This window comes from Burkholderia sp. Bp9142 (genome assembly GCF_003853415.1).
Classification (GTDB): Bacteria; Pseudomonadota; Gammaproteobacteria; order Burkholderiales; family Burkholderiaceae; genus Burkholderia.
In genome coordinates this window covers 82047-104734 of sequence record NZ_QTPP01000004.1, presented here as the reverse complement: position 1 = coordinate 104734, position 22688 = coordinate 82047, and the positions used below count along the sequence as shown (strand labels likewise).

The window sequence follows — 22688 nt, the reverse complement described above, 5'->3', positions numbered from 1 at the left end:
TGTCCGAAGCGGAACGCGACCCGGCACCGGTGGGCCCGCAGATGAAACGCGCGGAGGAACACGGTACCATGCCGACTTTCGCAATGCGGACGTCCGCGCCGGCGCCTTCACGGCCGCCGTGCGGCGACGCGATGGAACCGGACGATGGGGAAGGGTGCATGACGGCGTGGCTGACGGTAGTGGGCATCGGCGACGACGGCTACGCGGGGCTCGGACGCAGCGCGCGGCGCGCGCTGCTCGAGGCGACGCGGGTCGTCGGCGCGAAGCGGCACCTCGACATGCTGCCGGCGCGGCTGCCGGCCGCGCGCGAGCCATGGCCGTCGCCGTTCGACCTGTCGGGCCTGCTCGCGCGGCGCGGCACGCCCGTCTGCGTGCTGGCGAGCGGCGACCCGATGCTGTTCGGCGTCGGCGCCACGCTTGCGCGCGAACTATCCCCTGACGAATGGCGCGTGCTGCCCGCCCCGTCGTCGCTGTCGCTGGCGGCCGCGCGGCTCGGCTGGGCGCTGCAGGACGTCGGCGCGGTGTCGCTCGTCGGCCGGCCGCTCGCGACGCTCGCGCGCCACCTGCTGCCGGGCCGGCGCCTGTTCGTGCTGAGCGCCGACGGCCGCACGCCGGCCACGGTCGCGGCCGAACTCGCCGCGCGCGGCTTCGGCCCGACGCGCATCAGCGTGTTCGAGCATCTCGGCGGCCCGCTCGAGCGGCGTCTCGACGGCCTCGCGCAAGACTGGCACATCGCCGAAACCGCCGCGCTCAACCTCGTCGCGCTCGACTGCCGGGCCGGCCCCGATGCGCCGCGCCGCGCCCTCACGCCCGGCCTGCCGGACGACGCGTACCGCCACGACGGCCAGCTCACCAAGCGCGACATGCGCGCGCTGACGCTCGGCCGCCTCGCGCCCGCGCCCGGCGAACTGTTGTGGGACGTCGGCGCGGGCAGCGGCTCGATCGGCATCGAATGGATGCGCGCGCATCCGTCGTGCCAGGCGATCGCGATCGAGTCGCATGCGGAGCGGCAGCGCTTCATCGAACACAACCGCGACGCGCTCGGCGTGCCGGGCCTGCAACTCGTCGCGGGGCGCGCGCCCGATGCGCTCGCGGGGCTCGCCGCGCCCGATGCGATCTTCATCGGCGGCGGCGCGACCGCGCCGGGCGTGCTCGATGCGTGCTGGTCGGCGCTGAAGCCCGGCGGCCGGCTCGTCGCGAACGCGGTCACGCTGCAGGGCGAGCTGGCGCTCGCCGCATGGCGCGACGCGCATGGCGGCACGCTCACACGCGTATCGCTCGCGCACGCCGAGCCGCTCGGCCGCTTCGACACGTGGCGGCAGCCGTTGCCGGTCACGCTGTACGACGTGCGCAAGCCCGATGCCGCGGCAACGGACCTCCCGGATCTCGCGTGATGCGCGACGAAACCCCCGAACAACCGGCACCGCTGCGGTTCGGCTATACGACCGGCAGTTGCGCGACCGCGACGTCGCTCGCCGCCGCGCGCCTGCTGCTCGCGGGCCGCGCGGTCGATGCGGTCGAGATCGTGTTGCCGAAGGGACAGCACGTGATGATGCGGCTCGCGTTCTGCCGGACCACGGCCGACGGCGCCGAGGCCGGCACCATCAAGGATGCCGGCGACGATCCGGACGTCACGCACGGCGCGCTGATCTTCGCGCGCGTCGCGCTGTCGGCCGCGCCCGGCGTGCGTTTTCATGCCGGGCCGGGTGTCGGCACCGTCACGCGCGCGGGACTCACGCTGCCGGTCGGCGAACCGGCGATCAATCCGGTGCCGCGCCAGATGATGACCATGCACCTCGACGCGCTCGCGGCCGAATACGGCTACGCAGGCGGCTTCGACGTGACGATCGGCGTCGAGGGCGGCGAGGCGCTGGCGCTGAAGACGATGAACCCGCGTCTCGGCATCGTCGGCGGGCTGTCGATCCTCGGCACGACCGGCATCGTGCGGCCGTTCTCGTGCTCGGCGTACATCGCATCGATCCACCAGGGCATCGACGTCGCACGCGCGAACGGCATCGCGCATATCGCCGCGTGCACCGGCAACGCGAGCGAGGATGCGATGCGCGCGCACTACGGCCTGCCCGACATGGCGCTGATCGAGATGGGCGATTTCGCCGGCGCGGTGCTGAAGCACCTGCGCCGCGCGCCGGTCGCACGGCTGTCGATGTGCGGCGGCTTCGGCAAGCTCAGCAAGCTCGCGGCCGGCCATCTCGACCTGCACAGCCGGCATTCGAGCATCGACCTGGCGCTGCTCGCGCAGTGGGCGGCCGAGGCCGGCGCGAACGAGGCGCTGCAGGCCGCGATGCGCGCGGCGAACACCAGCCAGGAAGCGCTGAAGCTCGCGCACGCCGACGGCGTGCCGCTCGGCGACATCGTCTGCGCGCACGCGCTGCGGGTCGCGCGCGACATCGTGCCGGCATCGGTCGTGGTCGAGATGTTCGCGATCGACCGGCAGGGCCGCTTCGTCGGGCGCGCACGATGAGCGCGCGCATCCTGCTGCTCGGCGGCACCGGCGACGCGCTGAAGATCGCACGCGCGCTCGGTCCGCGACACGTCTATAGCCTCGCGGGCCTCGGCAAGGTGCCCGACGATCTGCGCTGCGACGTCCGCGTCGGCGGCTTCGGCGGGGCGGCGGGGCTGGCCGCGTATCTGCGCAGCGCCGGCATCGGCCTCGTGATCGACGCGACGCATCCGTACGCCGCGCAAATCAGCGCGAACGCAGCAGCCGCCGCGCGCGACGCGGGCGTGCCACTGTGGGCGCTGCGCCGCGCGCCGTGGACGCCGGGGCCCGGCGACGACTGGCGAATGGTCGACGACTGGGCCGGCATCGAAGCCGCGCTCGCGCCGTTCCGGCGGCCGCTGTTCACGCTCGGCCGCGAACCGCTCGCGCATCTCGACGCGATCCCGCCGCACCAGTTCTGGCTGGTGCGCTGCCTCGACGCGCATCCCGGCAACGCGCGCGCGCAGATCGTCGCCGCGCGCGGTCCGTTCACGCTCGACGGCGAACGCGCGCTGTTCGCACTCGCGGGCATCGACGTCGTCGTCAGCAAGAACAGCGGCGGCGCCGCGACCGAGGCCAAGCTCGACGTCGCGCGCGAACGCAGGCTGCCGGTCGTGATGCTGAAACGGCCGTCGCTGCCCGACGCCGATCGCGCGTTCGACTCGGTCGCCGCACTGCTCGACGCGCTCGACCCGGCCGCGCGCGCGTGATGCGGCGCGACCGGCTGCCCCATGAATTGACGGAGATTTTTCGATGACGGTGTATTTCATCGGCGCGGGCCCTGGCGACCCGGAGCTGATCACGGTGAAGGGGCAGCGCCTCGTGCGCACGTGCCCGGTGATCCTGTATGCGGGCTCGCTCGTGCCGCCGGCCGTGCTCGACGGCCATCGCGCGGAACAGGTCGTCAATACGGCCGAACTCGACCTCGACGCGATCGTCGCGCTGCTCGCCGACGCGCATGCGAACGGGCAGGATGTGGCACGCGTGCATTCGGGCGATCCCTCGCTGTACGGTGCGATCGGCGAACAGATCCGCCGCCTGAACGCGCTCGGGATTCCGTATGAAATCGTGCCGGGCGTGACGGCCACGGCCGCGTGCGCGGCCTCGCTCGGCGTCGAGCTGACGCTGCCCGGCGTCGCGCAGACGGTGATCCTCACGCGCTTCGCGGGCAAGACGACGATGCCGGAAGGCGAAGCGCTCGGCGCGCTCGCCGCGCATCGCGCAACGCTCGCGATCCATCTGGGCGTGCGGCATCTCGCGCGGATCGTCGACGAAGTGCTGCCGCATTACGGGCCCGAGTGCCCCGTCGCGGTGATCTATCGCGCGAGCTGGCCCGACGAGGAGCGCGTGACCGGGACGCTTGCCGACATCGTCGGCAAGGTGCAGGGCACACGGATCGAGCGCACCGCGCTGATTCTGATCGGGCGCGTGCTCGATGCGGAGGGGTTCGCGGATTCGACGCTGTATGCGGGCGCCGGCTGATCACGCACGCGCCGGCCGGCGCTCGGCGCGGCGATCGCGGACATCACGCGCATACTGACGCCCGAGCCATGCGCTCGGCTCATGCCGATCCGCGAGCAACGGGTCGGCGCACTGGCCGACGGCATGCGGCATGCGATCCGCGTTTGCCGGCTAGGCGACGAAGATGCGTGCGACTTGCAGCGGCGCCTGTCGGCGGTTCCCGGCCGAACGGGCGCGCCAAGCAGGCGGCTGACGCGCCGGTTGCCTACGCACGCGCGACAGGCCGCGCGAACCTCGGTGCAAACCCCGCCGCAAGCGCGAACAGCGCGACACACAGGCATGCCATCGCGATCCATGCCGGCGTCAGATCCGCGAGATGCTGGCGCACGACGCCGGCCGCGAACGGAAACAACCCGGCGATCAGATAGCCGACGCCCTGCACGAACCCCGTCAGCGATGCGGCGTCGGCCGGTGTCGCCGCGTGGTCGACCGTGACGATCAGCGACAGCGGGAACAGCGCGCCGATCCCCGCACCGAGCAGCAGCGCGGCGGGCATCGCGAGCGCGTCGGGCGCAGCCAGCATCACCAGCAATCCGACGAGCAGCGACACGATCGCCGCGTGCAGCGCGGGCCGGCGATCGGGCAGGCGGTCGATCGTCGCCGAGATCGCCAGCCCCGCGAGGACTTCCGCGAGCGTCACGCCGCCGAGCAGGCTGCCGGCAGCCGTTGGCGACCAGCCGAGCCGCATGTAGTACGGCGGCAGCCACGTCAGCACGAGCGTGTAGGCGCCCGTCGCGATCCCGAAGAACATCGCGAGCCGCCAGGCGCGCGGCGAGCGCGACGGCCGCGCGTGCGCCACCGACGTCGAAGCGGCCGCGCGCATCGGCCCGGCCGCCAGTGCGTCGCCGCCGCGACTGGCCAGCGGCCACGCGAGCGCTGCAATGGCGGCCGGCAGCGCCCAGCCCGCGAGCGCGACGAGCCAGCCCCAGCGGGCCGCGGCAAACGGCGCGACGACGCTCGCGAGCACTGCGCCGCCCATGATCGACGTCGAATAGACGCCCATCGCACCGCCGATCCGCGTCGCAAAATGCGCCTTCACGAACCCCGGCAGCAACGCCTGCACCATCGCGATCCCGACGCCCGCGCAGCATGCGCTCGCCAGCAACAGCCATGCGTGCTGCGCACCGATGCGCGACGCGCACGCGAATCCGATCAACGCAACGCCGAACCACACGCCGCCGGTAATCCCCGTCACACGCTGCAGCCGCCGCGCGCTCAGCGCGCCCAGGCCCATCAGCAGGATCGGGATCGTGGTCAGCAGGCTCGCCGCGCCGTCGCCGATGCCGGTCGCACGCTGGATCATGTCGAGCAGCGGACCGATCGCGGCCAGCGCCGGCCGCAGGTTCAGTCCGACCAGCACGACGGCGGCAAGCCGCCACGCGGGGGAAGCGAAACGATTCATGGAACGGCCCTCGATGTCGGTGCACGGCCCCTCCGTCGGGGTGTCGTGCGTTTTCATGTAAAGTATCTCGACATCAAGATAAATGCCAATTTATCTCGACGTCAAGATAACTGGTGAGCCGAGGAGGGTTAATGGATCGAGCCGCGCATGCGCTCGCGCAATGGCGCGTCGAGCGCCCGGATCTGGATGCGTCGTCGATGCTCGTGATGGGACGGCTGCAGGAGGCCGCGCTCGTGATCGCCCGCGACGGTCTCAATCCGCTGTTCGCGCGCTACGGGATGCAGCCCGGCGAATTCGACGTGCTGGCGACGCTGCGGCGCAGCGGCGCGCCGTTCGCGCTCACGCCGACCGCGCTGTACGACGCGCTGATGATGTCGTCCGGCGGGATGACCGCGCGGATCGACCGGCTGCAGAAGGCCGGCTGGGTCGAGCGCCGGCCGAACCCGGCCGACGGGCGCGGCACGCTCGTCGCGCTGACGGACGCCGGCCGCGCGCTGATCGACGATGCGGTGGTCGCGCACGTCGACAATCAGCGCGCGATGCTGGCTGTGCTGTCGGAGGCGGAGCAGGCGCAACTTTCAGCGTTGCTGGAAAAACTGCTGGCGGGATTGGAGGCAGGCGCGTCGACGTCGGCCGGACAATGACGCCGCCGGATCGTCACGCCGGACGAACGAGCGGGACGCGCAAACGCCGCAGAGAAGCGGGCGTTTCCGCCCGCCGCGCGATGCGGCGGGCGGCAGAAACAGCGGGCCGCACACCCTGCGCCCGCTGCGCGGGTCAGTCGCGTGCCGGGATGTTGAGCCCGCGCGCGACGGCCGGACGCGCGACGAACGCTTCGAGCGCCCGCGCGACGTGGCGGAACTCGCTGAAGCCGACGAGATCGCCCGCTTCGTAGAACCCGACCAGGTTGCGCACCCACGGGAAGATCGCGATGTCGGCGATCGTGTACGTATCGCCCATCACCCACTTGCGGTTCGCGAGATGCGCGTCGAGCACGCCGAGCAGGCGCTTCGATTCGGCGATGTAGCGGTCGCGCGGACGCTTGTCCTCGTAGTCGCGGCCGGCGAACTTGTGGAAGAAGCCGACCTGGCCGAACATCGGACCGATGCCGCCCATCTGGAACATCACCCACTGGATCGTCTCGTAGCGGCCCGCGAGGTTTTTCGGGATCAGCTGGCCCGTCTTGTCGGCGAGATAGATCAGGATCGCGCCCGATTCGAACAGCGGCAGCGGCCGGCCGTCAGGGCCGTTCGGATCGATGATCGCCGGGATCTTGTTGTTCGGGTTCAGCGACAGGAATTCGGGCGACAGCTGGTCGTTCGTGTCGAAGCGCACGAGGTGCGGCTCGTACGGCAGGCCGGTTTCCTCGAGCATGATCGACACCTTGACGCCGTTCGGCGTCGGCAGCGAATACAGCTGGAGACGGTCGGGATGGCGGGCCGGCCATTTTTTCGTGATCGGGAAGGCGGACAGATCGGGCATGAAGGTTCGCTTGTCAACGTGGAGGATCCGCGATCCGCCGGCCTGCCGCGCGTCGCCGGCAGCCCCTGACACGGCGGCAGGGGCGGGACGACGCGCATCGACGGGCGGGCGGGGCGCGCCGAAAACGCCCACTGTAGCCGATCCCCGCGATCGCTGCAGACGGCGGCCGCGAGTCGCGCGCATCGCGCCGTGCGTCGCTTCGTCGTCAGAAGTTGTGCCGCAGCCCGACCATCGCGGCCGTCGTGCCGACCCCGGGCGCGACCGGCTGCCCGTACACGAGCATCTGGTTCATCGTGCCGCGGTTGTTCACATGGCCGGCCTGCGCATAGACCATCGTCCGCTTCGACAGGCTGTAGTCGGCCGTGAGCACGACGGCCGTCGAGCGGTTCTCCGAGCGGTTGCGGTCCTTCAGGTAGTACACGGCGGAGGCGACCTGCAGCGCGGGCGTGAAGCGATAGCCGACGCCTGCCGACAGCATGTCGAGGTTCACCCGGTCCGCATGCGCGGGATTCCGTCCGTTGCCGTACGACGCCGACACCGAGAAGTCGCGAATCGTGTATTTCGCGCCGACGTAGACGAAGCGGTTGTTGTCGACGCCGGTCGGCGTCGTGCCCGGCGCCGGATTCGTGTCGTGGCCGTTGTAGTAGACGGCCGACGCGTTGAGCCCGTGGTTCGCATACCGGAGCACGACCGATTCGCGCGTGCCGCCCTGGAACTGCCCGGCGACGCCGCCGGGCGCGTATTCGAGCGCGATCGACGCGCCCGCGAAGGTCGGCGACTGATAGACGAGCGCATTGCTGTCGTACAGTGCGCCGATCGAGCCGTTGGTGCTCGTCCCCGGCCAGCCGGCCGCGGTGTTCAGGCCGAGCCACGCGGTCAGCACGCTGCCGAAGAACTGCGCGTTGCGCACGTCGGTGTCCGCCATCGCGTAGATCATCGGCACGATCTGGCGGCCGGCCGTGAACGTGCCGAACGGCCCCGACACGCCGAGCGACGCGACCTGGTTGAAGATCGCGACGGCGCCGGGCGTGTCGCTCAGCTGCATCCTGCCGGTGCCGCTGTCGAACGAGCCCTGCAGCTTGAAGTTGACCTTGTAGCCGCCGCCGAGGTCCTCGCTGCCCCGGATGCCCCAGAAGCTCGAATAGATGCCGCCGTCCTTCATCCGGAACACCTTGCCGGTGTTCGGCGCGTTCGGGCCGAACGACGCGGCCGACGTGCTCTGGTACAGCAGGCCCGTGTCGACCACGCCGTACAGCGTGACGGAGGATTGCGCATGCGCGAGCGCCGAACAGCCGGCAAGCGCCGCGAGCGCGGCCAGTTTCGTCTTCATCGAAGTCTCCAGGATCGTCATGGACCGCACGGGATCGAGCCCGTGCGGGTAAAGCGGGGAAGCATCGAGGCAGGCGGGACGGCGCGGGGTGCAACGCCGGCGCGAGCCGTGCGGAAAGACTACGCAACGGCGCGCGGCCGCTCCCCCCCATGCGCGGGGGGCAGGGTTGCGGAGAATTGAATGGGGGCGGCGGTGACGAGGTTGCCGTCAACCGCCGGGCAACGCCGGTACAGACGTGTGCAGGCGGCTAAGGCGCGCTTTCGAGCAACCCGAGCACCAGCGCGCGGCGCACCGCGTGCTTGCGCGAGCTGGCGTCGAGCTTGCCGAACAGGTTCTTCAGGTGCCACTTCACGGTTTCCTCGCCGACGGCGAGTGCGACCGCGATCTCCTTGTTCGACAGGTTGCGCGCGAGCAGCTCGAGGATCGCGCGCTCCTTGGGTGTCAGCACGACGCTCGGCACCGCGCGCGGGCTGGCCGTGCTGCGCGGCGCAGGCGGCACGATGCGCGGTTGCGGCTGCGCGGGCCGGACGGGACCGTCACCCGCGGCCGCCTCGTCGCCGGCGCGGCGCGCCCAGTCGGCGACGGCCGGATGCGCGTCGGCGAGCGTGCGCGTGAGGCCGAGCATGTCCGCGAGGTTCATCGCCTCGTCGAGCCGCGCGCGGCCGCCGTGCCCCGACTGTTCGAGCGCGAACGCGCCGAGCGCCATGATCTCGATGCGCTCGCGTCCCATGTTCATCTCGCGGGCCAGCACCGCCGCCTCGTCGAGCGCCGCGCACGCATCGTCCCAGCGGCGCGCGGCAAGCGCGGCACCCGCGTGCGCCATCGCCTGCAGCAGCACCACCGGGCGCCGCCACAGCGGCCCGTGCGACGGAAATTCGGCCGCGGCGATCGCATCGATCCGCTCGACGAGCGCATGACAGGTCGCCTCGCGATAGCGCGCCGCGTGAATGCGCACCTGCTCGGCGAGGCTCGCGACCGACAGGCGCGGCAGCCGCCGCGCGACGCCCATCGCATCGAGCGCCTCGAGCAGGTCGATCGCGCGATGCTCGACGCCGCGCAGCAGCGCGATGCGCGCGGCCGTCCGATAGCCGAGCAGCACGGTGTCGGGCGTGCCCGCGTGCTCGAGCACGTCGAGCCGGTTCGCGAGCAGCGCGGCGGCCTGGTCGACGCGGTCGGCCTCGTAGGCGATCGCCGCGCACATCGCCGCGAGCATGCAGGTCAGCGGATGGCGGCGCCCGAGGTCGGCTTCCGCGCGCGCGAGCGCCGGCGACAACGCGTCGTCCGCGAGCCGGATCTGGCCTTCGCACAGGTAGCTCAGACCGGTGATCAGTTCGCCCCAGCGCGCGACGTAGCCGAACCCGGCTGCCGTCTCGCCGCGCGGCGCGGCCTGCTGGAAGCGGCGCGCCTGCGCCGGTTCGCCGACGATGATCGCGCGTGCCGACAGGCGGTTCGCATGCATCTGCGCGAGCCACGTCGCCGCGGGCGGCGTGAAGTCGGCCCACGGTTCGAACAGCTCGACGAAACGGTCGATTTCGTCGGCGTAATAGGCGGCCGCGCTGAGGATCAGCGCGCATTCGTAGCGCATCGCGGCCGGCGTGCCGGCATCGGCCAGGATGCCGGCGATCTGGCGCCGTGCCTCGACATGGCGCTCGCCGAGCGCCAGCGCCCAGGCGACCGCGATCCGCAGCGTCGGACGCTTGTCGAGCTCCGCATCGGGCAGCAGCGCGAGCCAGTCGAGCACGTCGTTGATGCGGCCCTGCTTGATCGCGTCCTCGAGGCAGCGCTGCGCGAGCGCGTACGCGGTCTCGACCTGGCCGGCCGCATACGCATGACGCGCCGCTTCCTCCGTCATCCCGTGTGCGTCGAGCCACGCAGCCGCGCGTGCATGCAGCGCGCCGCGGTCCGCGTCCGGGCTCGCCGCCAGACGGTCGCGCAACGTATCGCGCACGAGCGGATGCAGCCGGCACCAGTCGGAATCGTCGGACGCGATGAACAGCGGCGTGTCGCGCACGAGCCGCGCGAGCCGGTCGGGCGCGTCCGCATCGTCGAGCAGCGCGGCGCACAGCGACGGATGCAGGCGGTCGGCAACGCTGGTATGCGTCAGGAACGCGGTGTCGTCGGCGGACAGGTTCGCGAGCAGCAGCTCGACGAGCCGGTCGCGGGTGCCGTCCATGCGCACGGCGAGCGCGTCGACGGCCTGGCGCGGGTCGGCCGAGCGCGCCATCGCGGCCATCGCGAGCTGCAGCCCGAGCGGCCAGCCGTCGACGCGCTCGAACAGCCGCGCGCACGCGTCGGCGTCTACCCGCTGCGCAAAGCGCGCGCCGACCAGCGCGATCGTCTCGTCGAGCGTGAAGCGCAGCCAGTCGGGGCCGGCGAGCGTGCATTGCCCGCCGGCGAGCAGGTCGCCGGCCGCGTGATCGAGCCCGCGCCGGGCCGCGACAACGACACGCAGGTTCTGCGGCGCGTTGTGCAGCACGTAGGTCAGCGCGTCGAGGCCCGCGGCCGGCAGCCGCTCCGCGTCGTCGACGATCAGCAGCGCGTCGATCGACAGCTGCGCGACTTCGGCCAGCCACGCGGTCAGCCCCTCCAGCGCGCGCGCCGCGCCGCCCGGAATCAGGCGCCCGAAGCCGGGCCGCGCGCACCCGGTGCGCACCGCCTGCACGAGCCCCTGCAGCAGGCGCGGCGCGTCGTCGCGCTCGTCGGCGGACAGCCACACGACCGCGCGGCCGAGCGCGAGCGATTCGCGGCGCCATTGCGCGAGCAGCGAGGTCTTGCCGTAGCCGGCCGGCGCCTGCACGAGCGTGACGGGCCGGGCGTCGAACGCCGGCGCGGCCAGGCTCAGCCGCGCACGCGCGAGCAGCTGCGCCGGCACGCGCGGCGCGGTCGTCTTCAGCACGAGTTCGGTGGGGGGCGCGTCGGCGCGATCGGGTGGGTGGGCCATCGGGGCAGCAGTCGGATTCCGGCGATGCCGTGTGGGCCAGCGTCCGGGGTGGGTGTGGGGGGAAGGATCGGCCGAACCACGTTCGCGCGTCAATCCCCCCCGCGACGAGTGGGGCCGCGCCGGCACCCGGTCGATAGCATGGGTTCCGATGCGTGACGAACGCAACCGACGAACGCGACGAGGAGAGGGCCATGAACATCGTATCGACCGGCACGCAACGCAGCGCGCCGAGCGCCGGATAAGCGGAGCGGCACGATGTACCGCCATCTGCTCGTGACGGTCGACGGCGTGCCCGGCGGCATCGACGCGATCGGCCATGCGCTCGAACTGGCGCGTGCGGTCGGCGCGCGGGTCACGTTCGTGCTGTCCGGCGCCGCGCCGGACTCGCCCGACTCGCGTTTATCCGGAGCGCGGATGCCGGAACACGGTGCGAAAGTGGAAGCCGCCGCACGGGCGCAGGGCCTGTCCCATGCGATCGCGGGGGCCGGCGACACGTCGCCCGGCGCGCTCGCCGCCGAGCTCGGCTGCGACCTGATCGGCGTCGCGGCGCTGCCGCACGACGCCGATGCCGGCGCAGCCGCGCAACGGCGGTTGCTGCTCGCGACGAGCGGCGTGCCGGTGCTCGTGTGCCCGGCGCGGCATGCGCCGGCCGAGGCGCACGTGATGGCGCGCTGTCTCGCCGCGCATCGCGCGCTCGGCGAGCGGCTGCAGGCACTGATGACGATGAGCGAACGCCCGGACGCCACGAGGCGGCCGACCGCCGACGCGGGCGGCACGCTGGCGGCGCTGGCATCGCTCGCGGCGCTGCAGGACGCACGCTTCGGCACGTCCGCGGAAGCACGCCTGTTCGCGGCATTGCGCATGCGGGCGGAGTGCACCGCGGCCGAACTCGACGAGCTCGACCGCCAGCGGCACCGCGATGCGCACGCGCTCGACGCGCTGGCGCGGCTCGCCGCCGACGGGCGGCCGTCGGCCGCGTTCGATGCCGCACTGGCCGGGTATGCGCGCGGCGCATTCGAACAGATGGGGCGCATCGAAGGCGTGATTTTCCCGGCCGCGCGGCGCTACCTGGGCGAGGCCGACTGGAACGAACTGGACGCGCCCCCGGCGCGCGGCGCAGCCGCGACGCCGCCGGGTGCGGACGAACCCGGCGATGCGTGACGCGCATCCGACTGAATACCTACGGAGAACCAGATGGCACATGCAGTGCGATTCCACGAAACCGGCGGCCCCGACGTGCTGCGCTGGGAAGAAGTCGAGGTCGGCGATCCGGGCCCCGGCCAGGTGCGCCTGCGGCACGAGGCGGTCGGCCTGAACTTCGCCGACACGTATTTCCGCAGCGGCCTGTATCCGGTGCCGCTGCCGGCGGGCATCGGCGTCGAGGCGGCCGGCGTGGTCGAGGCGGTCGGCCCCGGCGTGACGAACGTCGCCGTCGGCGACCGCGTGACCTACACCGGCTTCCTCAACACGCTCGGCGCGTACAGCACCGAACGGCTGATCGCGGCCGCGCCGCTCGTCAGGCTGCCGGCCGGCATCGCATGCGACACGGCCGCGGCGATGACGATGCGCGGGCTGACCTCGGCCTACCTGCTGCGCCGCATCCACGCGTTCGCACCGGGCGACACGATCCTGCTGCATGCGGCCGCGGGCGGCGTCGGGCTGATCGTGTCGCAATGGGCGAAGCTGCTCGGGCTCACGGTGATCGGCACCGTGTCGAGCGAACACAAGGCCGCGATCGCCCGCGCGCACGGCTGCGACCACACGATCGACTACAGCCGCGAGGACGTCGCGAAGCGCGTGCGCGAACTGACCGACGGCGCCGGCGTCGACGTCGTGTTCGACAGCGTCGGCAAGGACACCTTCGAGGGCTCGCTCGATTCGCTGAAGCGGCGCGGGCTGATGGTCTGCGTCGGCACCGCGTCGGGCCCGATCCCGCCGTTCGACCCGCAGCGCCTCGCGATGAAGGGCTCGCTGTACCTGACGCGTCCGGCGCTGGCCGACTACATCGCCGATCCGGCCGAGAAGAACGACCTGGCCGGCGAACTGTTCGCGCACGTCGCGGCCGGCCGCATCCGGATCGAGATCAACCAGCGTTATGCGCTGCAGGACGCGGCGCAGGCGCACCGCGACCTCGAGTCGCGCAAGACGACGGGCTCGTCGGTATTCATCGTCTGAGGAGACGCGCATGCGAGTCGAACCCCTGACCTGTGCGATCGGCGCGGAGCTGCTGGACGTGAGCCTCGCCGACGCCGTGCACGACGACGGCCTGTTCGCCGAGATCCGCGCGCAGTTGCTGCGCCATCGCGTGCTGTTCCTGCGTGACCAGGACATCACGCGCGCCGAGCACGTCGCGTTCGCGCGCCGCTTCGGCGAGCTCGAGGATCATCCGGTCGCCGGCAGCGACCCCGAGCACCCGGGGCTCGTGCGGATCTACAAGTCGCCCGACCAGCCGAACGACCGCTACGAGAATGCGTGGCACAGCGATGCGAGCTGGCGCGTGGCGCCGCCGTTAGGCTGCGTGCTGCGCTGCGTCGACGGGCCGGCGGTCGGCGGCGACACGATGTGGGCGAACATGGTGCTCGCGTACGAGCACCTGCCGGAGCACGTGAAGCAGCAGATCGGCGACTTGCGCGCGCGCCACGGCATCGAGGCGAGCTTCGGCGCGGCGATGCCGATCGACAAGCGCCTCGCGTTGAAGGCGCAGTACCCGGACGCCGAGCATCCGGTCGTGCGCACGCATCCCGAAACGGACGAGAAGGTGCTGTACGTGAATGCGTTCACGACGCATTTCACGAACTTCCACACGCCCGGGCGCGTGCGCTTCGGACAGGACGCGAATCCCGGCGCCGGCCAGCTGCTGCAGTACCTGATCAGCCAGGCGTACATCCCCGAATACCAGGTGCGCTGGCGCTGGAAGAAGAACAGCGTCGCGATCTGGGACAACCGCAGCACGCAGCATTACGCGGTGATGGACTACCCGCCGTGCGTGCGCCGGATGGAGCGCGCGGGCATCGTCGGCGACGTGCCGTACTGATCCGGGCGCGCCCGCGCCGTAACCGGTTCTCGACCCCATGCAACGCGCCGGGCCCACCGCCCGGCGCGACGGGATACGCACGCCCGTACGCTTGAATAAAACGATTCCCACTGGAGGACGACATGCAATTTCTCGACGATTCGCTGCACCCGGAAAACCAGGACAAGGTGGTCATCACGGTCGCGCCGTACGGCCCCGAATGGATGCCTGCCGATTTTCCGGAAGACATTCCGGTGACGATGGACGAGCACGTGCAGAAGGCCGTCGACTGCTACAACGCGGGCGCGACGGTGCTGCACCTGCACGTGCGCGAACTCGACGGCAAGGGCAGCAAGCGGCTGTCGAAATTCAACGAGCTGCTCGGCCGGCTGCGCGAGGCCGTGCCCGACATGATCCTGCAGGTCGGCGGCTCGATCTCGTTCGCGCCGGAAGGCGACGGCGCCGAAGCGAAATGGCTGTCCGACGACACGCGCCACATGCTCGCCGAGCTGACGCCGAAGCCCGACCAGGTGACGGTCGCGATCAACACCGTGCAGATGAACATCACCGAGCTGATGAACCGCAAGGACATCGCCGGCACGTCGCTGAACGAAGCCGCGCTGTGGGACGCGTACCGCGAGATGACCGTGCCGGCCGGCCCCGGCTGGGTCGACGAACACCTGCGCCGGCTGCAGGCGGCCGGCATCCAGCCGCATTTCCAGCTCACCGGCATGCATGCGCTCGAGACGCTCGAGCGGATCATCCGCCGCGGCGTCTATCGCGGCCCGCTGAACGTCACGTGGGTCGGCATCGGCGGCGGCTTCGACGGCCCGAATCCGTACAACTTCATGGAATTCGTGCGGCGCTGCCCGGACGGCGCATGCATCACGCTCGAATCGCTGATGAAGAACGTGCTGCCGATCAACACGGTCGCGATGGCGCTGGGCCTGCATCCGCGTTGCGGGATCGAGGACACGATCATCGACCAGAAGGGCAACCGGATGACGTCGGTGCAGCAGGTCGAGCAATGCGTGCGGATCGCGCGCGAACTCGGCCGCGACATCGCGACCGGCAAGGAGGCGAAGGCGATCTACCGGATCGGCGTGCAGTACGACGGCGTCGACGAGACGCTCGCGCAGCTCGGGATGGCGCCGAACCGCCGGCCGGGCCAGCTGAGCGTACCGCTGCGCGCGGCCTGACGCGCCGCGCAACCGGGCGGCGGCCCCCGCGGCTGCCGCCCGCCGATCGTTGTGGCGCGGCACCCGTCCCTGCGCGCGGCGCAGGGGCCGACTCCGGTCAACGGAGCGGGGCCGCGCAAGCCGCGCCGGTGCGTTGCCGCACCGGTGCCGGAGGAGACACGCATGCTGCTTCATCACGTCGAGCCGTCGCTGCAGGAGGCGGCCGCCACCGGCCGCCGCGCGCCGGCCTATGCCTGGCTCGTGTTCGGGCTGACCGTCGGCCTGCTGCTGTCGGACTACATGTCGCGGCAGGTGCTCAACGCCGTGTTTCCGTTGCTCAAGCACGCGTGGGGGCTGTCCGACACGCAGCTCGGTTCGCTGTCCGGCGTCGTCGCGCTGCTGGTCGGGCTGCTGACGTTTCCGCTGTCGGTACTCGCCGACCGCTTCGGCCGCGTGCGCAGCATCGTGCTGATGGCCGCGCTATGGAGCGTCGCGACGCTCGGCTGCGCGCTGTCGACCAACTACGCCGAGATGCTCGTGGCGCGCGGGCTCGTCGGGCTCGGCGAAGCCGCGTACGGCAGCGTCGGCGTCGCACTGATCCTCAGCATCTTTCCGGCACGGCTGCGCGCGACGTTGACCGGCGCGTTCATGGCCGGCGGCGCGTTCGGCTCCGTGTTCGGGATGGCGCTCGGCGGCCTCGTCGGCGCGCATCTCGGCTGGCGCTGGTCGTTCGGCGTGATGGCCGCGCTCGGCATCGTGCTGCTCGTCGCGTACCGCGGCGTCGTCACCGAGCGGCGGCTCGCGGCATGCCGTGTCGAACCATGCCGGCCCGTTGCCGATGCGCCGCGCGATTTGCGCGGCAGCGTGCGCGTGCTGATGACGGGGCTGTTCGCGTCGCGTTCGGTGATCTGCGCGTATGTCGGCAGCGGGCTGCACCTGTTCGTGCCCGGCGCGCTGTTCGCGTGGTTGCCGAGCTACCTGAACCGCTATTACGCGATGGCGCCGGACCGCGCCGCCGTGCTCGCGGCCGGCTTCGTGCTGCTGTCGGGCGTCGGGATGGTCGGCTGCGGGATCGTCACCGATCGCGTCGGGCGTACCGACGGCGCGCGCAAATGGCTGACCGCGATCGCGTATTGCGTGCTGACCGGCGTGTGCCTCGCGGTCGCGTTCCGGCTGCCGCCCGGGCCGCTGCAGCTCGCGCTGATCTGCGCGGGGATGCTGGTCGGCGCGGGCGCGTCCGGCGCCTCGGGTGCGATGGTCGCGAACCTGACGCCGGCCGCGATCCACGCATCGGCGTTCGCGACGCTCACGCTCGCCAACAACCTGCTCGGCATGGCGCCGGGCCCGCTGCTGACGGGATGGGCCGCCGATCGCGCCGGGCTCGTCGGCGCACTGCAATGGATTCCCGTCGTGCCGCTCGCGGCCGCCGTGCTGTTCGCGATCGGACGCGCGAGCTACGCGGCCGATCTCGCGCGCGTCGAACGCGAACGGCGCGCATCCCGTCTTTCCTGAACCGAACCCACCTGGAGGCTGCATGACCCTGGCGACCGCGCCCACCATCCTGATCGTGCCCGGCTTGCGCGATCACGTCGAAGACCACTGGCAGACGCATCTGCAACGACGCCTGCCGAACGCGCGCGCCGTCGCGCCGCTCGATGCCGACAAACTGAGCCGCAATGCACGCGTCGCGGCGCTCGATGCGGCGCTGGCCGCGATCGACGGCCCGGTGATTCTCGTCGCGCACAGCGCGGGCGTGATGATCGCCGTGCATTGGGCGCCGCACGCCACGCGGGCGATCGATGGCGCGCTGCTCGCCGCGCCGGCCGATCTCGATACGCCGATGCCCGCAGGCTATCCGACACCCGATGCGCTCGACGCGCACGGCTGGACGCCGGTGCCGACCCGGCCGCTGCCGTTTCCGAGCATCGTGGCCGCAAGCCGCAACGATCCGCTTGCGCGCTTCGAGCGCGCCGAGGCGCTCGCGGCGGGGTGGGGCAGCAAGCTCGTCGATCTCGGCGAGGTCGGGCACCTGAACCCGGCGTCCGGGTATGGCGAGTGGCATGACGCGGAGCGGCTGATCGGGGAGGTGGCAGCGCTCGGTGAAAGCCGTTCCAGGCTGACAGGCTGACATTCTCCACATCAATCGGGCGCGCCATCGTCTCTTCGGGCGCTATGATTGGCGGCAACGCGGCCGCTTGTTTCGAATGCAGGCAAGTGGCTGATTGCTCATGTTTTTCAAGACGGAATGCTGTCATGGCCCCCAAAAGAAAGACGCTGTACGGGGTTGAACTGAAACCCCGCACGATCATCCGTCCCACGGCGGAAATCAAGGCTTCAACGGAAACCGACAAAGGCGACGTGCTTCGCGCCGCCCGAAAAGTCATTTCCGAACACCGCGATGTGCTGGTCGCGTTGAAAGATCGTTGATTTGCTCGATCTTGATTACGTCATCACGATTCACGACGAAATCATCCGGGACCTTGGCGGTCTGAGCGGATTCGCTCATGCCGGCCGGGGCGGTGTCGAAGCCGCCCTGCATCGCGTCGACAATCATGCCCATTAATGCCCATTACGCGGGCCTGGACGACGTGTTCGGTATTGCCGCGACCTATGCGGTTGCCATCGCACGCGGGCACGTATTCAACGATGCCAACAAACGCACCGGCCTCACCTGTGCATTGACGTATATGGAGCAGCAGGGAATTGCGATTCCTCGCCTCGCCGATCTCGAAGATCTTATGGTCGATGTGGCGGACGGCGGCGTAACCAGCGAGGACTTGGCTGAATATTTCAGTGCAGTCTGGGAACTGTCCCGGTCCCGCTAACGACATCACGTCGCGTCGTTCTCTCATCAGCCATCCTTTCAATCATTCAACGGCGCGCGGAAATTCTGCTCACTATCCTGGCGTCCGGTCGTCGTGGTGAGGCGTTTGGCCATAGTCGGCGAAATCGGTCCATTCCGCCTCACGTCGATATACGACGTCTTAACACGCGACATGGGTTCGATTCTGGAAATCCGAGGAGACCCTCGATATCCCTTGGATCGCATTCCCGGAAGGTTTTTGTTAGGGAAATTCCCGCCCTGCGCCGCTCGGTTTTTTGTTGACCGACATCGTATAACGCCGTCATGATTTCCCGAAAGAAAGGTCCCATCCACCGACCGAAGCGAGGAGACATGAACACCACCACGATCGCGCGCCGTGTCCGCCGGATCGCCCTGGCGCTGGGCCTGACGCTGTCGGCCGCGGCCGCCGTCGCGGCCCCCGTGTCGCTGAATGTCGTCGACGTCGCGGGCAACCTGCAGCTCACGCAGAAGGCCATCGAGGCGTTCAGGGAGAAGAACCCGAATCTCGTATCGAATGTCACGTTCACGAACGCGCCCGCGCCGCAGCTGCCGGGCAAGATCAAGGCGATGCAGGCGGCGGGGCGCGCCGACATCGACCTCGTGCTGACGGGCACCGACGCACTGGCCGCCGGCATCGAGCAGAACCTGTGGCTGAAGCTGCTGCCCGACAACGCGGGCGCATTCCCCGGCGTACTCGATAGGTACGCGCCCGGCCCGCGCAAGATGCAGGATGTCGCGCAGGGCTTCGGCCTCGAAGTCACCTACATGCCGGCCGGCCCGTTGCTCGAATACAACCCGGCGAAGGTCAGCGACCCGCCGAAGACGCCCGAGCAACTGCTCGCGTGGTGCAAGGCGCATCCGAACAAGCTGATCTACGCGCGCCCGGCCAACTCGGGCCCCGGCCGCACGTTCCTGATGGGGCTGCCGTACGTGCTCGGCGACAAGAACCCGCAGGACCCGGTCAACGGCTGGGACAAGACCTGGGCGTTCCTGAAGCAGCTCAACGACTGCGTGCCGTACTACCCGGGCGGCACGTCGGCCGTGATGAAGGAGCTCGGCGAAGGCACGCGCGACATGACCGTGACCGTCACCGGCTGGGACCTGAACCCGCGCGCGCTCGGCATCGTGCCGGCCGACTTCCGGATCCAGGCGTTCGACAACATGACGTGGGTCAACGACGCGCACTACATGGTGATCCCGAAGGGCGTGCCGAAGGACAAGCTCGACGTGCTGTTCAAGCTGATGAACTTCCTGCTCGAACCGGCCCAGCAGGCGATGACCTACGACGACGGCTACTTCTATCCAGGCCCGTCGGTGAAGGGCGTGACGCTCGAGATGGCACCCGCGCACAGCCAGGAGGTGATCAGGAAGTTCGGCCGCCCCGAGTACGCGAAGCTGCTCGCGGATCGTCCGCACGTGCAGCCGCTCAACGCGCAGGCGATGGTCGCCGCGTTCCAGAAATGGGACCGCGAGATCGGCTCGCAGAAATCGAAATGACGCAAGAACCCGCGGGCGCGGCGGCGCCCGCGCCGACGGAGTGCGCGTAATGAAGCACAGTTTCGAACGGTTGCGGCTCGACGGCGTGTGCCGCAGCTTCACCAACGCGGAGGGCGCGCAGGTCGCCGCACTGAACGGGCTCGATCTCGACATCCGGCGCGGCGAGTTCATCGCGCTGCTCGGCCCGTCGGGCTGCGGCAAGTCGACCGCGCTGAACTGCATCGCCGGGCTGCAGCCGCTCACGAGCGGCGGCATCTGGCTCGACGACACGCGCATCGACGTGCTGCCGCCCGAGCGCCGCGGCTTCGGGATGGTGTTCCAGAACTACGCGCTGTTTCCGCACATGTCGGTGCTCGAGAACGTCGGCTTCGGGCTGAAGATGCGCGGGCTGCCGAAGCAGGAAACGCGGCGGCGCGCGCAGCAGGCGCTCGAACTCGTGCAGCTCGTCGGCCACGAGGGCAAGCTGCCCGGGCAGCTGTCGGGCGGGCAGCAGCAGCGCGTCGCGATCGCGCGCGCGATCGTCATCGAGCCGCCGCTGGTGCTGATGGACGAGCCGCTGTCGAATCTCGACACGAAGCTGCGCATCGAGATGCGCGCCGAGATCCGCCGCATCCATACGCAGCTCGAACGCGCGACGATCTACGTGACGCACGACCAGGACGAGGCGCTGTCGATGGCCGACCGGATCGTCGTGATGAAGGAGGGCGTCGTGCAGCAGGTCGCGTCGCCGAAGGACGTGTACACGCGCCCGCACAACCTGCACGTCGCGCGCTTCATGGGCTATCGCAACGTGCTGCCGTTCACGCTCGAAGGAATGGCCGGCGACTACGTGAGCGTCGCCGCCGCCGGCGTGCGCGTCACCGGCGTGCCGATGGCCGGCTTCGACGGCAAGGACGTCGTGGTCGCGCTGCGCCCCGACGACATCGAGCGCGCGGAAGAAGGGGCCGACAACGCCTTCGACGCGACCGTCGAAACGGTCGAGTACGGCGGCCGCGATTCGCTGATCCGCGCGATCACGCCGTTCGGCCCGATCTGGGCGCGGGTCGCCGGCGAATTCGCGGAAGGCGAGCGGCTCAGGCTGCGCGTCGCGCCGGCGCGCACGCTCGTCTATGCGGGAGCCGCGCAATGAACGGCCGCCGCCCCGCGCGCACGGGAGCGCGCCACCGGGAGACCGCATGAGCACGCTCGCGACCGGCGGCACGCCGCGCGACACGAAGGCGTGGCTCGTCACGCCCGCGCTCGCGTTCATCGTCGCGCTGTTCATCTATCCGTTCGCCTACGGCCTCGTGCTGTCGTTCCAGCCGATGAACGGCGGCGGCGCGCTCGCGAACTACGTGCAGTTCTTCACCGACAACGCGATGTGGCCGACCGTGCTCGTCACGCTGAAGCTCGCGGTGCCCGCGACGCTGATCAACGTCGGCATCTCGGTGCCCGTCGCGTTCGCGCTGCGCCGCAACTCGCCGTACCAGAAGTTCGTCACGACGCTGCTCGTGATTCCGGTCACGCTCGGCACGGTGCTCGTCGCCGACGGGATGCTCACGTACTTCGGCCCGAACGGCTGGTTCCCGCAGGCGCTGCAGGGGCTGCACCTGTATACCGACGAAGTGCGCCTCACGCACAACTACTGGGGCGTGCTGCTGTCGCTGATCGTGTCGGGCTTTCCGTTCGCGTTCCTGCTGATGCTGTCGTACATCAGCGGCATCGACCCGACGCTCGCGCGCGCCGCGGCCACGCTCGGCGCGAACCCGTGGCAGCAGTTCCGGCAGATCTACCTGCCGCTGCTCGTGCCGGGTCTCACGATGGCCGCGTGCCTGTCGTTCGTGCAGGCGTTCTCGGTGTTCCCGTCGGCCGTGCTGCTCGGCGCGCCGGCCGGGCCGACGCGCGTGATCTCGATCGCGGCCGCCGAAGCCGCGTTCGAGAGCTACGACTATTCGCTCGCATCGGCGATCGCGATCGTGATGGGCTTCGTGCAGCTGCTGGTGGTCGCGTCGATGCTCGGCGCGCGCCGCTTCTTCTACACGGGGCCGGTGACAGGGGGCAAGGGCTGATGGCGACCGACCATGATGCGGCGCCGACCTGGCCGCCGAAGCAGGACGCGCCCGATGCACGCGCCGTCAACGCGAGGACACCACGGAAGATGAGAAGCAACCTCGCCGGCCGGGCATGGAAGGCACTCGTCTGGGGGCTGATGGCGTTCTTCCTGCTGAACGTGACGCTGCTGATTGCCACCGTCGCGGTGAACTCGGTCGCGACGCGCTGGTTCGGTACACCGCTGCCGCAGGGCTTCACGCTGCACTGGTATGCGAAGGCGTGGGAAGACTTCCAGCTCGCGAGCGTGCTGTGGGTGACGCTCGAAGTGGTCGGCGCGGTCGTGCTGCTGTCGGTCGCGCTCGGCGTGCCGGCCGCCTATGCGCTCGCGCGCGTGCCGTTCCGCGGCAAGCGCTTCGCGCTGCTGGTGTTCCTGCTGCCGCTGATGGTGCCGCCCGTCACTTACGGGATCCCGATGGCGACCGTGATGTACAAGGTCGGGCTCGCCGGCACGCTGCCGGGCGTGATCCTCGCGAACCTCGTGCCGGCGCTGCCGTTCGTGATCCTCGTGATGACGCCGTTCATCGAGCAGATCGATCCGAATCTCGAGGCCGCCGCGCGCATCTTCGGCGCGAACACGTGGCGTTATTTCCGCTACGTGCTGCTGCCGCTGCTGGTGCCCGGCATGCTCGCGGCCGGGCTGCTCGTGCTGGTGCGCACGATCGGGATGTTCGAGCTGACCTTCTTCACCGCGGGCCCGAGCACGCAGACGCTCGTCGTCGCGCTGTATTACGCGGTGTTCTCGACCGGCGTGCGCGCACCGCAGTCGATCGACGCGATGGCGATGATCTACATGGCCATCACGCTCGTATGGGTCGTGATCGCGCTGCAGTTCGTGAGCCCGACGCAGTTGGTCAGCCGCGTGAAGCAAGAGCGGCAGTAAGCGACAGT

Annotated in this window: 21 protein-coding genes; 17 read left to right on the top strand and 4 right to left on the bottom strand. The window is 70.4% G+C overall.

The annotated features are described in order from the left end of the window. Window positions 1–158 precede the first annotated feature (158 nt). Genes cbiE through cobM form a run of 4 tightly spaced genes read left to right on the top strand, consistent with a single transcriptional unit; the run spans window position 159 to window position 3982 of the window. Window positions 159–1394: a precorrin-6y C5,15-methyltransferase (decarboxylating) subunit CbiE gene (cbiE, locus tag DIE22_RS06285; RefSeq protein ID WP_124604794.1), complete on the top strand. Its 1236-nt coding sequence runs from the start codon at window positions 159–161 to the stop codon at window positions 1392–1394. After that, the gene (locus tag DIE22_RS06280; protein ID WP_124604735.1) at window positions 1394–2482 is read left to right on the top strand and encodes a cobalt-precorrin-5B (C(1))-methyltransferase; all 1089 of its coding nucleotides are present in this window, start codon (window positions 1394–1396) and stop codon (window positions 2480–2482) included. Before cbiE ends, DIE22_RS06280 begins: the two co-directional genes overlap by 1 nt. Next, complete coding sequence (locus DIE22_RS06275) at window positions 2479–3210, top strand: cobalt-precorrin-6A reductase (protein WP_124604734.1); 732 nt, start codon at window positions 2479–2481, stop codon at window positions 3208–3210. Before DIE22_RS06280 ends, DIE22_RS06275 begins: the two co-directional genes overlap by 4 nt. A gap of 43 nt (window positions 3211–3253) precedes the next feature. After that, window positions 3254–3982 (top strand): precorrin-4 C(11)-methyltransferase, encoded by a 729-nt coding sequence (gene cobM, locus DIE22_RS06270; RefSeq protein ID WP_124604733.1) that lies wholly within the window; start codon window positions 3254–3256, stop codon window positions 3980–3982. A 244-nt stretch (window positions 3983–4226) separates the two neighbouring features. On the opposite strand, the gene DIE22_RS06265 is transcribed toward cobM, so the two are convergent. Beyond that, window positions 4227–5423, bottom strand: coding sequence for an MFS transporter (locus DIE22_RS06265; RefSeq protein ID WP_124604732.1), 1197 nt, complete (start codon window positions 5421–5423; stop codon window positions 4227–4229). Window positions 5424–5554: 131 nt separating this feature from the next. Between DIE22_RS06265 and DIE22_RS06260 the strand changes: the two genes are divergently transcribed. Continuing rightward, on the top strand, window positions 5555–6067 hold the full coding sequence (locus DIE22_RS06260; protein WP_124604731.1) for a MarR family winged helix-turn-helix transcriptional regulator: 513 nt from the start codon (window positions 5555–5557) through the stop codon (window positions 6065–6067). Between the two features lie 133 nt (window positions 6068–6200). Here DIE22_RS06260 and DIE22_RS06255 read toward each other — a convergent pair whose 3' ends face one another. From DIE22_RS06255 to DIE22_RS06245, 3 genes are all read right to left on the bottom strand, one after another. Then, window positions 6201–6905, bottom strand: a complete 705-nt coding sequence (locus DIE22_RS06255) for a glutathione S-transferase N-terminal domain-containing protein (protein WP_124604730.1) — start codon at window positions 6903–6905, stop codon at window positions 6201–6203. 205 nt (window positions 6906–7110) lie between these two features. After that, entirely contained in the window at window positions 7111–8235 is a 1125-nt protein-coding gene (locus tag DIE22_RS06250) for a porin (RefSeq protein WP_124604729.1), read from the bottom strand. A 247-nt stretch (window positions 8236–8482) separates the two neighbouring features. Beyond that, window positions 8483–11176, bottom strand: a complete 2694-nt coding sequence (locus DIE22_RS06245; RefSeq protein WP_124604728.1) for a LuxR C-terminal-related transcriptional regulator — start codon at window positions 11174–11176, stop codon at window positions 8483–8485. A 255-nt stretch (window positions 11177–11431) separates the two neighbouring features. On the opposite strand from DIE22_RS06245, the gene DIE22_RS06240 reads away from it, so the two are divergent. From DIE22_RS06240 to DIE22_RS06190, 12 genes are all read left to right on the top strand, one after another. Beyond that, window positions 11432–12337: a universal stress protein gene (locus DIE22_RS06240; RefSeq protein ID WP_124604727.1), complete on the top strand. Its 906-nt coding sequence runs from the start codon at window positions 11432–11434 to the stop codon at window positions 12335–12337. A gap of 33 nt (window positions 12338–12370) precedes the next feature. Further along, the gene (locus DIE22_RS06235) at window positions 12371–13351 is read left to right on the top strand and encodes a quinone oxidoreductase family protein (RefSeq protein ID WP_124604726.1); all 981 of its coding nucleotides are present in this window, start codon (window positions 12371–12373) and stop codon (window positions 13349–13351) included. A gap of 10 nt (window positions 13352–13361) precedes the next feature. Continuing rightward, window positions 13362–14210: a TauD/TfdA dioxygenase family protein gene (locus DIE22_RS06230; protein ID WP_124497592.1), complete on the top strand. Its 849-nt coding sequence runs from the start codon at window positions 13362–13364 to the stop codon at window positions 14208–14210. Window positions 14211–14332: 122 nt separating this feature from the next. Beyond that, entirely contained in the window at window positions 14333–15388 is a 1056-nt protein-coding gene (locus DIE22_RS06225; protein ID WP_059524336.1) for a 3-keto-5-aminohexanoate cleavage protein, read from the top strand. A 162-nt stretch (window positions 15389–15550) separates the two neighbouring features. Beyond that, on the top strand, window positions 15551–16879 hold the full coding sequence (locus tag DIE22_RS06220; protein ID WP_124604725.1) for an MFS transporter: 1329 nt from the start codon (window positions 15551–15553) through the stop codon (window positions 16877–16879). Between the two features lie 22 nt (window positions 16880–16901). Beyond that, window positions 16902–17495, top strand: coding sequence for an alpha/beta hydrolase (locus tag DIE22_RS06215; RefSeq protein WP_124604724.1), 594 nt, complete (start codon window positions 16902–16904; stop codon window positions 17493–17495). Between the two features lie 125 nt (window positions 17496–17620). Further along, complete coding sequence (locus DIE22_RS38100) at window positions 17621–17794, top strand: hypothetical protein (protein WP_185640561.1); 174 nt, start codon at window positions 17621–17623, stop codon at window positions 17792–17794. 77 nt (window positions 17795–17871) lie between these two features. Continuing rightward, a complete protein-coding gene (locus DIE22_RS06210) occupies window positions 17872–18192 on the top strand; it encodes a type II toxin-antitoxin system death-on-curing family toxin (RefSeq protein ID WP_260426620.1) in 321 nt (106 codons plus the stop codon). 350 nt (window positions 18193–18542) lie between these two features. Beyond that, on the top strand, window positions 18543–19709 hold the full coding sequence (locus DIE22_RS06205) for an ABC transporter substrate-binding protein (RefSeq protein WP_124497595.1): 1167 nt from the start codon (window positions 18543–18545) through the stop codon (window positions 19707–19709). 49 nt (window positions 19710–19758) lie between these two features. Next, window positions 19759–20838, top strand: a complete 1080-nt coding sequence (locus DIE22_RS06200) for an ABC transporter ATP-binding protein (RefSeq protein ID WP_124497596.1) — start codon at window positions 19759–19761, stop codon at window positions 20836–20838. 46 nt (window positions 20839–20884) lie between these two features. Further along, window positions 20885–21757: an ABC transporter permease gene (locus DIE22_RS06195; RefSeq protein ID WP_124604723.1), complete on the top strand. Its 873-nt coding sequence runs from the start codon at window positions 20885–20887 to the stop codon at window positions 21755–21757. Beyond that, window positions 21757–22680, top strand: coding sequence for an ABC transporter permease (locus tag DIE22_RS06190; protein WP_124497598.1), 924 nt, complete (start codon window positions 21757–21759; stop codon window positions 22678–22680). The genes DIE22_RS06195 and DIE22_RS06190 overlap by 1 nt, the downstream gene beginning before the upstream one ends. Window positions 22681–22688 lie beyond the last annotated feature (8 nt).